General features: G+C 34.0%; 15 protein-coding genes. 2 read left to right on the top strand and 13 right to left on the bottom strand.

The genetic code is table 11. The features are described from left to right. Nucleotides 1–49 precede the first annotated feature (49 nt). The 5 genes from rimM to trmB form a co-directional block, all read right to left on the bottom strand. Complete coding sequence (rimM, locus tag B0A58_RS00485; protein ID WP_089079417.1) at nt 50–574, bottom strand: ribosome maturation factor RimM; 525 nt, start codon at nt 572–574, stop codon at nt 50–52. Nucleotides 575–594: 20 nt separating this feature from the next. Continuing rightward, nucleotides 595–1,131, bottom strand: a complete 537-nt coding sequence (locus tag B0A58_RS00480; RefSeq protein WP_014082884.1) for a 30S ribosomal protein S16 — start codon at nt 1,129–1,131, stop codon at nt 595–597. 86 nt (nt 1,132–1,217) lie between these two features. Beyond that, on the bottom strand, nt 1,218–1,541 hold the full coding sequence (locus B0A58_RS00475) for an MGMT family protein (protein ID WP_014082883.1): 324 nt from the start codon (nt 1,539–1,541) through the stop codon (nt 1,218–1,220). 11 nt (nt 1,542–1,552) lie between these two features. Continuing rightward, nucleotides 1,553–2,173 (bottom strand): LysE family transporter, encoded by a 621-nt coding sequence (locus tag B0A58_RS00470; RefSeq protein ID WP_089079416.1) that lies wholly within the window; start codon nt 2,171–2,173, stop codon nt 1,553–1,555. Then, a complete protein-coding gene (gene trmB / locus B0A58_RS00465; protein WP_014082881.1) occupies nt 2,174–2,848 on the bottom strand; it encodes a tRNA (guanosine(46)-N7)-methyltransferase TrmB in 675 nt (224 codons plus the stop codon). Between the two features lie 88 nt (nt 2,849–2,936). Between trmB and B0A58_RS00460 the strand changes: the two genes are divergently transcribed. Continuing rightward, entirely contained in the window at nt 2,937–4,001 is a 1,065-nt protein-coding gene (locus tag B0A58_RS00460; RefSeq protein ID WP_089079415.1) for a glycosyltransferase, read from the top strand. A gap of 30 nt (nt 4,002–4,031) precedes the next feature. Here the strand turns inward: B0A58_RS00460 and B0A58_RS00455 are convergent, their stop codons facing one another. Further along, on the bottom strand, nt 4,032–4,487 hold the full coding sequence (locus B0A58_RS00455; RefSeq protein ID WP_089079414.1) for a DinB family protein: 456 nt from the start codon (nt 4,485–4,487) through the stop codon (nt 4,032–4,034). Nucleotides 4,488–4,556: 69 nt separating this feature from the next. On the opposite strand from B0A58_RS00455, the gene B0A58_RS00450 reads away from it, so the two are divergent. Next, complete coding sequence (locus tag B0A58_RS00450) at nt 4,557–4,910, top strand: arsenate reductase family protein (RefSeq protein ID WP_014082878.1); 354 nt, start codon at nt 4,557–4,559, stop codon at nt 4,908–4,910. Here the strand turns inward: B0A58_RS00450 and B0A58_RS00445 are convergent. The 7 genes from B0A58_RS00445 to B0A58_RS16325 all read right to left on the bottom strand — a co-directional run bounded on the left by B0A58_RS00445 (nt 4,907) and on the right by B0A58_RS16325 (nt 13,833). Further along, entirely contained in the window at nt 4,907–7,177 is a 2,271-nt protein-coding gene (locus tag B0A58_RS00445) for a cation:proton antiporter (protein ID WP_089079413.1), read from the bottom strand. The two genes, B0A58_RS00450 and B0A58_RS00445, sit on opposite strands and share 4 nt — an antisense overlap. 114 nt (nt 7,178–7,291) lie before the next feature. Beyond that, on the bottom strand, nt 7,292–8,110 hold the full coding sequence (locus B0A58_RS00440) for an OmpA family protein (protein ID WP_089079412.1): 819 nt from the start codon (nt 8,108–8,110) through the stop codon (nt 7,292–7,294). A 13-nt stretch (nt 8,111–8,123) separates the two neighbouring features. Further along, the gene (locus B0A58_RS00435) at nt 8,124–9,755 is read right to left on the bottom strand and encodes a S41 family peptidase (RefSeq protein WP_089079411.1); all 1,632 of its coding nucleotides are present in this window, start codon (nt 9,753–9,755) and stop codon (nt 8,124–8,126) included. Between the two features lie 16 nt (nt 9,756–9,771). Further along, nucleotides 9,772–10,170 carry a ribonuclease P protein component gene (rnpA, locus tag B0A58_RS00430; RefSeq protein ID WP_089079450.1) on the bottom strand — a complete coding sequence of 133 codons (399 nt, stop codon included), beginning with the start codon at nt 10,168–10,170 and terminating at the stop codon, nt 9,772–9,774. Between the two features lie 275 nt (nt 10,171–10,445). Next, the gene (locus B0A58_RS00425; RefSeq protein WP_133063042.1) at nt 10,446–13,028 is read right to left on the bottom strand and encodes a beta strand repeat-containing protein; all 2,583 of its coding nucleotides are present in this window, start codon (nt 13,026–13,028) and stop codon (nt 10,446–10,448) included. 340 nt (nt 13,029–13,368) lie between these two features. Then, nucleotides 13,369–13,575, bottom strand: coding sequence for a hypothetical protein (locus B0A58_RS00420; protein ID WP_133063041.1), 207 nt, complete (start codon nt 13,573–13,575; stop codon nt 13,369–13,371). Between the two features lie 99 nt (nt 13,576–13,674). Continuing rightward, complete coding sequence (locus B0A58_RS16325) at nt 13,675–13,833, bottom strand: hypothetical protein (RefSeq protein WP_165766265.1); 159 nt, start codon at nt 13,831–13,833, stop codon at nt 13,675–13,677. Between the last annotated feature and the right edge of the window lie 103 nt (nt 13,834–13,936).

Genomic DNA, 13,936 nt, shown 5'->3' with positions numbered 1-13,936 from the left:
AACGGGGGGGGTTGATTATACCAAATATACATATAAAATATATTTGATATTACAAATACATTTCGACTAAGCCTTCGGGCAAGTTCATGATAATTTTTTTGTTTTCTCGGTCGACTTGTACTAAAAAATGGTCGATTATGGGCACTAGAATTTCGATTTCGCCATTTAAAACTTCAAAAAGTGCTTGTGCAGTACTGTCGTTTACCGATTGGATAATGCCAAAAACTCCAAGTCGTTGGTCTTCGATTTCGAAACCAATTACTTCGTGAAAGTAAAATTGATTGCCCGATAGTTTGGGCAACATTTGTAATGGCAAATAAACGCCACAATTCATTATAGCATCGGCATCGGCTTCCGATTGTACGTCTTCAAACCGTACTCTTAAAAAATCGTTTTTGTATAAGGATGCGTTTTCAATAAAAAAAGGAACCAAGTGTTTGTTTAATTCAACAAACACTGATTCCAAATTTTCGTATAGCTCTGGCTCGTCTGTATCTAAATACATCAGAATTTCGCCTTTGAAACTAAATTTTTTAGCGATTTTACCTAAATAGAAACAATCTTCTTTACGCATAAGTCGCTTTTTTTTTAAATTTATGCTTCAGTCGTTTCGTCAGTTGCTTCAGTAGCTGCTTCTTCAGTAGCTGCGGCTGCTTCTTGAGCGGCTGTTGCTGCTGCTGCTGCTTCTTGAGCTGCTGCAATACGTTTTGCATTTACTTCTTGTTCTGCTTTCAAAGCGGCGGCTTTTACAGCGGCTTGTTCTTTAGACAATCCGTCTTTTTTAGCATCTACTTTGCTGGCTTTTGCTTCTAACCATGCGGCTAATTTAGCTTCAGCTTGCTCTGCAGTAATAGCTCCTTTGCGAACTCCACCTTCTAAATGGTGTTTCAACAAGGCTCCTTTGTAAGACAAGATGGCTCTTGCAGTATCTGTTGGTTGTGCTCCGTTGAACAACCATTTTACTGCTGCATCTAAATCTAAATCAATTGTAGCTGGGTTAGTATTTGGATTGTAAGTACCAATTTTTTCTAGGTATTTACCATCTCTTTTTGAACGTGCATCTGCTGCAACAACCCAGTAAAAAGGTTTTCCTTTTTTTCCGTGTCTTTGTAATCTGATTTTTACTGACATAATCTTTATGGATTAAATTTTGAGGTACTCGACCTCGATTAATTAAGGTTGCAAATATAATATTTTTTATGATACAAAAATATTTTTTATTTGTCTATTTGTGGTTCCCAAAAAACGTTTTCAAAATCGACTATTTGATTGTTAACTACCTGAATGCCTTCGTTTTCCAAAAGTTGTTGCATCAAAAGTGTGCCGTCAAAATGGTGTTTGCCTGTTAGCAAACCTTTTCTGTTTACTACTCGGTGTGCGGGTACATCTGCTAATTGATGTGAGGCATTCATGGCCCAACCCACCATTCGTGCCGATTTGGCCGCCCCAAGAACCTTGGCTATAGCACCATAAGTAGTTACCTTACCTTCTGGAATTTGTCTTACAACAATATATACTTTTTCAAAAAAATTAGCTTCCATTGCTGTTTGTTTTAGAACATTTTATAAATGGTTATCAAAGTAACAATTCCTGTAACGGAGCCAATAATTGTATTCATATTTTTAAAGAAAAAATCCGTTTTAGATTCTATTTTTTTAAAGAACAGAATGTACATATAAAAAACCAAAAAGGAACCTAATGCAACGCCCAATAAAAATAGTAATATCGACACATCATTAAAAGTAAAATAGTGGTAGCTAGACAGCGTAGTGGCTATTAAAACATAATATGGAATTGGGAAAAAGTTGAGAGCAGACAACAACATGCCAAGAAAAAAACGGCTTTTTTTGCTTTTGATTTTGATATTTTCTTTTTTGGCCATTGGCTTTTTGGCAATGCCTAAAAAATAAATGGTTAATAGGGAAAAAATAACCATTCCAATGGTTCTTAAAACATAAATAACATGTGGTCTATTGTATATATAATGAGCAAATAATACCGCTAACAATGTTTGCATCACTATAACAATCAAAGCACCACTCACAAACGATATGGCTCTGTCTTTACCGTCTTTAAGACTTACTTTTGCTGCGGTCATATTGATTAATCCTGGCAAGGCAATACCTATACAAGCTGAAATAAATCCAGATAAAAACGGAATTATTTCTTTCATTTATTTGATTTTAAATCGAATGTAAGTAATGGCTTTTTTGATTTCCAAATATTGTTTTTCATAAAAAGTTTGGATGCTAGTAACCTCTTTTGGTGCTCCATGATTTTCATATACATTATGATTGGCATACAACACCTCATGACCTTCGCCATGCAGCAATCCAAGGGTATAGCCATGCATAAATTCGGAATCTGTTTTTAAATTTACAATTCCATCGGGTTTAAGAATTTTTTTGTATAATTTTAAAAACTCCGCATTGGTCATTCTGTGTTTGGTTCGTTTGTATTTTATTTGTGGATCAGGAAATGTAATCCAAATTTCATCTACTTCTTGGTTTTCAAAAATGTGATGAATCAATTCAATTTGTGTTCTAACAAATGCTACGTTATGCAATCCTGTTTCTACGGCTGTTTTTGCCCCACGCCAAAATCGGGCCCCTTTGATGTCTATTCCTACAAAATTTTTGTCTGGATATTCTTGCGCTAAACCCACTGCATATTCGCCTTTGCCACAACCCAATTCTACTATCAAGGGGTTGTTGTTTTTGAAAAAATCAGTATTCCATTTGCCTTTTAAAGCAAAACAATTGTTTACAACTTCTTCTCTTGTTGGTTGAAAAACATTTTCAAATGTTTCGTTTTCTTTAAATCTTTTTAACTTATTTTTACTTCCCACAATGATTCGATAATTTTTTTGTAAAATTAAGCAATTTTTTGAAAATAAAAATAAATTATTTTTGCAAATGATAACCAACACTTTTGCCATGCCAAAACCAAAAAATATTTTAGTAGCACCTCTTTATTGGGGTTTGGGGCATGCCACACGGTGTGTAACCATTATCAAAGCATTAATTGATCATGGTTTTTCGCCTATTTTAGCTTCTGATGGTAAGGCGCTGTTGCTTTTAAAAAAGGAGTTTCCTCAACTTCTGACTCTCGAATTGCCTTCCTACCACATTACATATCCTAAAAAGGGTGCTTTTTTGCGTTGGTCTCTTTTGCTACAAGCACCCCAAATTGCAAGAGCCGTACAACTCGAAAACCAATTGGTACAAGAATGGATTGTTACTTATGATTTGCAAGGAATAATAGCCGATAGCCGATTTGGTGTATTTTCCACTACAATTCCTTCGGTTTATCTTACACATCAATTGCAAGTTCTTTCGGGGTTTACAACTTTTTTGACTCGTTTTTTTCATCAAAAAATCATCAAACAGTTTCATGAATGTTGGATTTTTGATTTTGAAAACCATCTAAATTTATCGGGAGCTCTAGGACATCAACAAAATTTTAATTTTCCTATCAAGTATTTAGGACCTCAATCGAGGTTTGAAAAACATATTTGTTCAAAAAAATATGATGTCATGGTTTTGCTATCGGGGCCAGAGCCTCAACGGACTATCTTGGAATTGGAATTGGAAAAAAAATTTTCTTTTTTTGACGGATCTGTTATTTTTATAAGAGGCATTGTTGAAGCTAAGCAAACTTATGAAAAAATAGGTTGCATCGAATATTATAATTTTATGACTAGTAAGGAATTAGAATGGACCATTTTGAGTAGCCAATTGCTGGTTTGCAGGTCGGGATATTCTACAGTTATGGACTTGTATCAATTGCAAAAAAAAGCGGTGCTTCTACCTACTCCCGGGCAGTTTGAACAAGAGTATTTGGCTACCTATTTAAAAAAGCAACACCTTTTTTATAGTGTCAAACAATCCCAATTTGAGCTTTCAGATCTTGATCGGGCGTTTGAGTTTCCTGAATTTTTTCCAGCAAATGCAGTTTGTTGGGAGTCTTTTTTTGAAATTTTTACTGCTTCAAAATCTTAGTTAGAATTTGAAGCAGTAACTTGGAGTTATTTATATAAACTTGCGTAATCCAAGAATAATTCCCAAATGAATTCCTTCGTGCAGGTTGTTAAATGCAATGGCATCTTTTACGTTTTGTAAAACAAATCCGGTGGAGGTTGGGTATTCTTGATAGTTTTTAAAAACGCCATTTTCAAAATCCTTTTGGGTTTGATTTATGGTAGCAAACAGCAATTCTTGCAATAATTTCACTTCGTTTTCAGTAATTTCTTCACTGGGTTTTGTTCCTTTTCGATATTTTTCGACCATTTCGTCGGTTACCATCATGGGGAGTCCTGAAAGTTTGTAAACTAATAATTGCTCGGTTACAATAACGTGTCCGATGTTCCAAATCAAGTTGTTGCTAAAACCGTCTGGAATTTTATGGAGTTGTTCCACCGTATATTGCTCCAAAAACGAAGCCAGAATTTTTCTGCTGGTTTGTGTAATTTTAAATGATTCTTGCATATTTTTATTTTTTTATAAAATTACTAATTTTTATTGAATAGAAACTATTTTCTTTGCATGAAAAAAACAATGAACAAAATTTATTATTTGGCCAGTTGCGATACTTGTAGAAAAATCATCAAAATGTTGCCAAAAGACATTTCTTTAACTTTTCATGACATCAAACAAAATCCAATTTCTGAAATAGAGTTGGAACAAATGTATCAATTGGCAGGAAGCTATGAAGCCCTTTTTAGCAAAAAAGCTGTTTTATACAAAACGTATGATTTGAAAAACAAAACGCTAACCGAAGCCGATTTTAAAAAATATTTACTCGAACATTATACTTTTTTGAGTCGTCCTGTGTTTATTATCAACGGAAAAATATACATTGGCAATAGTCAAAAAAACATTAACGAAGTACTTCAAGTAATTCAATCTTAAGGTTTGATTATCAATACCGAAGGAATATTGCTCAACCAATTGCTTTGAGCGTCAATTAAATTTTTCCAACTTTCTAAACTTATCAATACGATGTCGTGATGGGCTAGCAGTTCTTTTGGAATTTCTTTGTTGTTATTGATGTCCAAATGGTCTGGATATTTTTCTTCTAAAGAGCTAATGGCACTTTGTAATACAAAATTGGTTTTCACAATTTTATGACTATCCGAAATAGTGATTTGTGATTGGTTGTTGAAAATCAATTTTTGAGCATAGTCTATCAAAAAAGTATCTTCCTGACTTAGTATAGGTAAAAAAACTTTTTGAACATCTTGCAAATCATTATCAATCAAAATACCAATAGGAGTTTTGGTTTTTGAAATAATTTGGCGGGTTCTTTCATCAAAGGGCGAATTTTCAAACAAGCCTTCTTTGCCTTTAAATTTATCCAAAAGTCTGTCTGGATTGATTAATCGGGTCGTAAAACCAAGAACTTTACCCAGAAAAGTGCCTTCAAAAATGGATTTTCCAAGTCCAATCAACAGCAAGTCATATTCACCGTTATTGGCTACCTCGGCAATATTGGTTTCAATATCGGTTGTTGCTTTAAAAATGGTGGTCAATTTTTGTTTTAATACTTTAGATTGTTCTAACAAAGGACCAAATTTTTCTTTTTCAACCTCCTCTAAATTAAAAGCGTGCATTTCGTCGCTAGGCGTTAAGTGCATGGCTGTAATTTTGGAGGTCTCGGGTTGTTTTTTTATCAAACAATTGGCTAATTTTAATAAGGATTTGCCTTTTTCATTGTTGCCAAAAGACAATAATATTCTAAAATCCGATGTATTGATAATTTCTTCATCTTCATCTACGTCTTTCGTATTGAAAATGTAATTGATAAGGTTTAATGCCGGACCTGTCATGAATGTAGTTAGCAATGCCATGATTACCATCATAGTAAATACCTCTGGTGTTAGTACTTTGAGGTCTAATCCAATATTAAGTACAACGAGTTCCATCAATCCACGGGTGTTCATCAAGGCACCAATAGTTAAACTATCTCGCCAAGATTGCCCTACAAATTTTGCAGCCAAAGCACTTCCTAAAAACTTACCCACAACGGCAACCAATATGATAAACCCAGTTACTTTCCAGAGGTACACATCGTTTATAAGTCCAATTTGAGTTCGCAAACCCGTAAAAACAAAAAACAATGGAAGGAGTAAAATCAAAGAGACATCTTCAACTTTTTCGATAAAAATATTTCTAAATTTAGCTATATCGGGCATGATAACTCCTGACATAAAAGCACCAAATAAGGCATGAATACCAATGACTTCCGTAGCATAAGCCGACATTATTAAAGTCAGAAAAAAAATAGCCACAACAGGTTTGGTTAATTTTTCTTTGTCGCCATACAGTTCTCCAATTTTTTTAAGAAAAGGTTTTACTAAAAACAACATGGCCAAAACATAACCAAAAGCCAACCCCATTACATAAATAGAGCTCAATACCGATCCTGCTTTTACAATGGCAATTACGGCCGCAAGCAAGCACCATGCTGTAATATCGTCTGCGGCTGCACAAGTAATTACAATGGCACCTAACTTGGTTTTATGAATACCCCTTTCTTGAACAATTCTGGCCAAAACAGGAAAGGCTGTTATACTCATTGATATTCCCATAAACAACGCAAATGATAAAAAGGCTACTCCCTTTGGAGCAAACTGGTAATATACAAAATAAGCCAAAGCAATACCAAGTGTAAACGGAATGACAATACTAGCATGACTAATTACTATAGCATCGTTTGCTTTATTTTTTAGAATTTTCAAATCAAGCTCCATACCAATGACAAACATAAAAAGTATAAGCCCAATCTGACTTAAAAATTGTAAATTACCTAAAGATTCCGTAGGAAACAATGCCGCAGAATATTCTGGAAAATACATACCAACGAGCGAGGGTCCTAAAAAAATACCCGCAATAATTTCGCCAATTACAGAGGGCTGTCCAATTTTTCTAAAAATCCAACCAAAAAAACGAGATACTAATATGATGGTAATGATTTGTACTAATAAAATGGCTAATGGATGGTGCAAATTGTGTTGCATAGAGGCCATAAAATCATTCCAATAATCATTTGTTGTATTTGTTGAAGCACTAAATTTACCTATTTCTAACGACTTCCCTTTTGTTAGAATCCAATACATGAGTGCAGAAAAACCGCCTGTTATGATCAAGTAAAATATAGTGTTTCTGTAATTTTTCATGACGAAAGTAAATTTGATATTTTTTTCAAGACAAAGATGCGAATTTTTAATAAAAAAACGTGTTTTTATCGTTAAATTATTGTAAAATAATGCAAATCATTGATTTTATGTTAATTAATAAGTTTTAGTAATCACCAATTCTACCCGCCTATCATATTCCGATCCTTTGTTTAAAGGTCTGGTATTTCCATAGCCCTTAAAAGTCATTCTGTCTTTATTGATATTTTTAGAAATGAAATAATTATATACAGCTTCGGCTCTATTTTTAGACAATCCTCTTTTTTTGGTATCTTTGTCTATCGCTTCTTTTTGATAGGGAGGCGTACAACAAACGTGTCCTTGAATTTCAAAATCAAAATTTTTAAATTTGTGTAATTGTCTTGCTATTTGATACAACTCTTTTACAGATTCTGATGTTAATTGGCTACTGCCTTTCTCAAAATACACTTTTTCTAAATAAATCCTATCGCCTACAGTGTGAGTTTTTTTGATGGTATTGTATAACCCCGGAATGTTAAGTTTGGGTAGTGGTTTCAAGTTCAACACCACATCCACCCGCCTGTTTTTGGATCTAATTTCGGGTAAATTTTCTACAATGTCATCGTCTATCAACACCCGTCCTTTGCCTTCAATTGTAACAATGATTTTGTTTTTGATGCCGTTGTCTATCAACTTGTTTTTGATGGTGTTGGCTCGGTTATTACTCAATTTAAAATTGTATGCGTCTTGTCCTCTATCATCGCAATAACCAAATATTTGTACAGAGGCTATTCTGCTAGTATCAGATTTTATTATAAAATTAATCACATCAGCCGCTTGTTTGTCGTCCAAATTGAATTTATCAAATTGAAAATAAACAGATTGTACGGCTTCTTCTTGAGCTTGCAAAAGGAATATTTGCCAAAAAAAAAGGAGGGCTATTTTGATTTTCATGCTTGTTGTTTTTTTATTTTTTCAAAATGCGGTTGTATGCTTCCAAATTTGTCAAAATGTCCATGGCCTTTTTAATTTCAACATTGTTTTGACTGTAATATTCATAAAGCCCTTCGCTATAATAATAGCGTTTTATAATTTCGTCCTGCAATAACTTTTTTATTTCCTCTTTGTTGTCTTCTAATAATTGTTCCTGACTTTTTTGAATGGCTTGATACAGCTGTTGGTATGCGGGCTTGATGGCTGTTTCAATGTGCTCTTTTTGAGCCGCTTCAAGGGTTTTTTTCAATGCCTTTTCGCTTTCTGTATCAAAATTAAAATTCGATTTTTTTAAAAATTGTTTAAAATCTTCAAAATCTTTTGATGTAATTTCGGGCATGGCATTTCCAATATTTTGATGTTGATAATAATATTGGGTTGCAAAATCAAAAACACCATTGTTTTTTAATAATAATTCGCCAATGGTACTTCTTTTTGATTCAGACAACTCAATATCGGGCAAAATGCCTCCACCGTCATAAACGGTTCTTCCTTTTTTGGTTTTGAAAGCTGTATAATTTTTAGCCTCTGTTCTAATGGCTTTTCCATTTTCGTCCTTGTGCAAATAATCCAATGCCTGAATACACCGTCCGGAAGGGGTATAATATCTGGAAATTGTAATTTTGCATTGGGTGCCATAAGGGGTTTCAAAATAGCGCTGAACCAATCCTTTGCCAAAACTTCGGCAGCCTATTACTACAGCTCTATCCAAATCTTGCAATGCTCCCGATACAATTTCGGAGGCCGAAGCACTTTTGCCATCTACCAATATTGCCAATGGAATTTCGGTGTCTATTGGCTCTTTATCAGTTTTGTAAACGGTATTATACTGTTCTATTTTGGATTTTGTAGTAACAATAATTTCGTTTTTTGGAACAAATAAATTGCAAATATTTACAGCTTCGTTCAACAACCCGCCAGGATTGCCTCGAAGGTCTAAAATAATTTTTTCGACCCCCTTTTTTTTCAATTCCTCAAGAGCATGCTTGGTTTCGAGCGTCGTTTTTTCGTTAAAAGCCGACAAAACAATGTATCCAATTTTTTGATTCATTGTCGTATAATAAGGTACCGCCTTGATAGGTATTTCGTCCAACGTAATGCTGGTACTTTGGATAATGCCTTGTCGTAAGTATTTGATTTGCAATTTGGTATTTTTAGAACCTTGCAATAATTGCGAAACATCGTTTTTAAACTCAGATACATTAACATCGCCAATTTGGACAATGACATCGCCAGGTTTTATACCCGCTTTATCCGAAGGATAGTTTTTAAAAACTTCTTTTACAATTAGTTTCCCATCACTTCTTTCGGTAATTGCACCAATGGATGTATAAGCTCCTGCTTGCGAAATTCTAGCCTTTATCACCTCTTGTTCATTATAAAAATTAGTATATGGATCCAAATCCGAAAGCATATTTTTGATAGACTTATCCATCAATTCGGCAGGATTTACGTCATCTACATAATTCAAATGAAGGGTTTTATACAACTCCGTAAATATTTCTATTTGCTTGGCAATTTCAAAAAAATTATCCTTAAAAGCAGTACCAATAAAAAACAAGCCTGATGCTATAATTGGCAATATGTATTTTTTTTGAATAGTCATTTTTGTTTTTTTTTAATTAAATGGTATGTGCTATGTCCGTATGTTCGTTTAAATTTTGAATAAATTTTTCAAAAATTTGCTGGGTTTTTATTTCTATTTCCGAATAGGTATAGCGGTCTTTGGTTTGATAAAACAACATCATGCTGTATTGTTTGGAACAGTTTGCCGTCAAAATAGATTTGTTTTTTCGATAGGTTTCTCGAAGTATTCGTTTGAAATAATTGCGATCGACCGCTTTTTTAAAATACCTTTTGGATACCGAAACTCCCATTATAATTGGTTGGTTGTCTTGGTTTTGTGTAGGTACAAAAACCAACCTCAAAGGGTATTTTGAAACAGATTTTCCGTTTGAAAACAATAAATCAATCGTATTTTTGCTTTTCAATCGCTCAGATTTTGGATAGGTAAAAGTCATTTCAAAAAAAGAATTTGTTTTTTGTGTAAAAATACAATATTTTTTATAAATATCAAAAACCAAAATTGGGTTCATTTTTTGAAAATGCTATTTTTTGAGAGTAATACCAAATCTATTATGATATGATCATATTTGTATTGAGGGATGCTGTTGATCTATTGAAATTGAATATAAAATATAATTTTTTTAGATTTATTAAAACAAAATAACCTAATATCAACATCATTAATATTAGGTTATGCTTGAAATTATTTTTCTTTTAATTAACTATATCATTATAGTTGATTTAATTTTATTCCATATTGTCTGTCCACGTTACCATTATTTGTAACGGACAGTTCACCATTATTATTAACGTCTATGGTATAATTAAATTGCGTTGTATCACCGCCGTCCTGACAGCCCGCTGTAGCTACTGTCATAGCAATATTAGCCTTAGAATTTTGAGTTACAGTATAGTCAGCAGGAACATTATTACCTACAACGCTTACATTATGCCTCAATGCCCAAGTATTATTTGGTGTTGAGCCTGTTAATAAAAATTTAGACACAATACTGTAACCACAACCATTACCCGTAGTAATAATAACTTCATAGCTTGCATTAAATTGTGTTGGAATTGTAATCAAACTTGATGTAGATCCTGCTGAAGAAGTTGCTGTAACGGTTACATTCTTATTAGGTTCTTTTTTAACTTCGCCACTACTTGTTATCACCAATTTATTTGACACATCTGTTCCTAAAACATCTGGAACATTAGAAATATTCATATCGCCATTTACATGTAATTTAGCCGACGGACTAGTTGTTCCAATACCCATATTTCCTGAAATTAAATCTGCATACAACACAGTGGCATCTGTGCTGTAATTTCTAACGGCAAATGCTCCAGAACCTGCAGCTAACTTTGTCCAAGCTCCTGAGCTGTTTCCTATTGCTATACTTCCAAAATTTGTTAATGTTTGACTACTTGTAAATCTTGCAACTTCTTTTACAGCTGATTGGACATCTAGTTTCGATATTGGATTGGCTGTTCCAACACCTACATTTCCGTCTGTTGGGTTCAATGCTAGAGGCAAACCTGTTGTTCCAGATTTATTTTGTGATTGAATATAGGAACCAAATGGAGAGGAACTAAAGGTTCCAAAATCTAAAGCATGGTTTGAATTGCCATCGATTCGAAAAGTAGCATTGGTAGCATCTACATTTTGTGCCGACGGTTGGTTGTTAGTCCCTTTTACCGTCATTTTATTAGTTGGTGTTATGATTCCTACTCCAAAATTTCCTGTATCGGTAATACTCAATCGAACAGCATTTGAAGCATCATTATCTACCAATTGCAAGAAACCATTTCCATTACCATTTCCAGCACTATTACTTTGCCAAGCCCATGATCTGCTGCCTTTTAGTACTAATTGTGCTGCTCCTGTGGTTACTGCTCCAGTATTGGTAACTTGTATGCCTCCCCACTCAAGGGCTGTTTTTACATCAAGTGTTTTAGCGGGGCTAGCTGTTCCAATACCTACATAATTGTTAGCGGCATCAACAAAAAAGGTATTGGTATCTACTTCCAAATTATTAGTTACTCTAGCGTTGCCTGTTCCAGAAACCGAAAATAATCTAGTAGCTCCAGACACTCCAGCGTTGTCTTTGTCTGATGCATTTCCAGTAGCCACCTCAAAAACAGGGCTGTCTGTAATTGTAGCCGACTTGACTAACAATCCACCACCATTTGAGGTAGCTGCATTATACACAGCCGCTGCCCAAGCTGAACTAGCTCCTGATGAAGTAGCCCAAGCTAGTGCTTGGTTTGGTGCCTGTGCTAAGCTACCCGATGATAGTATATTTGTTGCTGTATTTGAAAGTAGCCCAACAGGCGATGCTGTTTTGATGCCCATTTTACCTGTTGAGCTTGGATTAAAAATAAAATTACCCGTGGTTGCATTAAAGCTGATGTTTTTATCATTTACAGTAATATCTCTATTATTAGTTATGGTACCATTTCCAGTGTAAATGTTTTGTGAATTGGCTGTTGTCATAGTAGTCCATTGTGGTGCTGTGCTCGAACCTTTAGATACCAACATTTGTCCATCAGTTCCAGAGGTACCATTAGCAATGAGCGTCCCGTTAAATCTTAAATTACCATTAACTTCTAGTTTTTCTAAAGGAGTACCAACACCTATGCCTACATTGCCATTATTATGTAAAATTGTTATTCCTACTGCATTTACAAATGTTGAACCATCATCAATTAAAGATGCCCCAAAAATGGTTTTGCCATTCAAATTGATAATAGCTGATGATTTTAGATCTGTTCCTGCATTCAAATCCTCCAATATAATTCTAGCCCCGCCAGTAGTAGCTCCAGATATTAAAATACCATTATTGCCCGATGAGGCAATTAACGATGTCCCAGTATCTTGAACATGCAATAATTTTGCGGGTGTTAAAGTACCAATCCCTACATTTCCTCCTTTTGGATTTAGTGATAATGGTAAAGTAGTTGTGGCAGTTTTGTTTTGGGTTTGGATATAAGCCCCATAAGGTGTAACTGACATTGTACCCATGTCTAGCGAATGATTGGTACCTCCATCAATTCTAAAAATGGCATTGGTTTGATTAACACTTAATGCGGAGGGTTGTGCATCTACCCCCATTACGACTAATTTGTTCAACGGAGATAAAGTACCAATACCGACTGAACCGGCAGAGGTAATGATAAAATCATTTTGCTGCTGTGCTGTTGTTGGATTTCCAGTTGTTGCGTTGTCTTTGGCCCCATCAACATTAAAAACACCTTGCGGATTGGTTGTTCCAACTCCTACTTGTGCAAATGCACCCGCTGCCAAAAATAGCAAAATAGATCATAGTAAACTTTGTTTTTTCATTTTTAACTTTTTCTTGAAGTTTAAAATTAAATTTTATGTTATAAATATTATTAAAAAATAATTTATTGTCGATTGAATAACATACCATTTAAAAAATTAAAGTGCAAAGGTATAAATAAACAAACAACATTCCAATTTACTTTTTTTATGAACTTATTAATAAAGAGCTTGAAGCAATATTAAAATCAATATTTTAAATAAAAATTTTACTATTAACCGCTATTTTCAAGTTTCGCAAATCATCAAATCTACTTCTTGCAAATAGACTTTTTTTCTTAATCCATTAAGTGGTTAAAAGCCTCACTTGCAGTCATCCTATGTATGGATTCCAAATCTGGAAATTCAAAGATACTATTGCGGTTATGTGGCCTTGGTCTATTTTTTTGAAACGTTGCATTTTGCTCGCTTCAAATTGTTCAAAAACCTCGATTATTTGTGATAAATAGAACTGAAAACTTGTCTTGTCTGCAGAATTAGGCACTGCATTTACAATTAAAAATATTTTGCTTGACATCATTTTGATTTTCGATTATTCAATAATCATGATTTTTGTAGTATCCAACGGTATTTTTTCATCTACAATTGTGCCTTTTTCCATATAAAATTTGTAGCCAGCTCAAATGCCGTTTAATAATTTGGTATTCATGCTTCTCATCATCATGGCATTCATCATGTCGAAATTGAAATTTTTCTTAGTATATACCATCGTTCCTGTTAGATAAGTTTGATTACCAAATTTTCTAACTGCCAAAGCCATTTTGTCGATACCTGGCATTTTATACCAAATATACATATAAAATAGTCCAATCTACTGGTACTTTTTTGCTAAAATTATTCAAAAAAACAGTTCCGTAGCCCAGCTATACAACGATTTTTTT

This window comes from Flavobacterium branchiophilum NBRC 15030 = ATCC 35035, assembly GCF_002217205.1.
Classification (GTDB): Bacteria; Bacteroidota; Bacteroidia; order Flavobacteriales; family Flavobacteriaceae; genus Flavobacterium; species Flavobacterium branchiophilum.
Note: the sequence above shows the minus strand (reverse complement) of the source record. Positions and strands in the feature narration are given on the sequence as shown.

Bases quoted from the DNA above. Each gene is read 5' to 3' on its own strand.
- B0A58_RS16325 (WP_165766265.1), bottom strand. From the start codon at position 13,833: ATGCCAGGTATCGACAAAATGGCTTTGGCAGTTAGAAAATTTGGTAAT.
- B0A58_RS00475 (WP_014082883.1), bottom strand. From the start codon at position 1,541: ATGGAAGCTAATTTTTTTGAAAAAGTATATATTGTTGTAAGACAAATT.
- B0A58_RS00445 (WP_089079413.1), bottom strand. From the start codon at position 7,177: ATGAAAAATTACAGAAACACTATATTTTACTTGATCATAACAGGCGGT.
- B0A58_RS00480 (WP_014082884.1), bottom strand. From the start codon at position 1,131: ATGTCAGTAAAAATCAGATTACAAAGACACGGAAAAAAAGGAAAACCT.
- rimM (WP_089079417.1), bottom strand. From the start codon at position 574: ATGCGTAAAGAAGATTGTTTCTATTTAGGTAAAATCGCTAAAAAATTT.
- B0A58_RS00455 (WP_089079414.1), bottom strand. From the start codon at position 4,487: ATGCAAGAATCATTTAAAATTACACAAACCAGCAGAAAAATTCTGGCT.
- B0A58_RS00470 (WP_089079416.1), bottom strand. From the start codon at position 2,173: ATGAAAGAAATAATTCCGTTTTTATCTGGATTTATTTCAGCTTGTATA.
- B0A58_RS00440 (WP_089079412.1), bottom strand. From the start codon at position 8,110: ATGAAAATCAAAATAGCCCTCCTTTTTTTTTGGCAAATATTCCTTTTG.
- B0A58_RS00435 (WP_089079411.1), bottom strand. From the start codon at position 9,755: ATGACTATTCAAAAAAAATACATATTGCCAATTATAGCATCAGGCTTG.
- B0A58_RS00460 (WP_089079415.1), top strand. From the start codon at position 2,937: ATGCCAAAACCAAAAAATATTTTAGTAGCACCTCTTTATTGGGGTTTG.
- B0A58_RS00420 (WP_133063041.1), bottom strand. From the start codon at position 13,575: ATGATGTCAAGCAAAATATTTTTAATTGTAAATGCAGTGCCTAATTCT.
- B0A58_RS00450 (WP_014082878.1), top strand. From the start codon at position 4,557: ATGAACAAAATTTATTATTTGGCCAGTTGCGATACTTGTAGAAAAATC.
- rnpA (WP_089079450.1), bottom strand. From the start codon at position 10,170: ATGACTTTTACCTATCCAAAATCTGAGCGATTGAAAAGCAAAAATACG.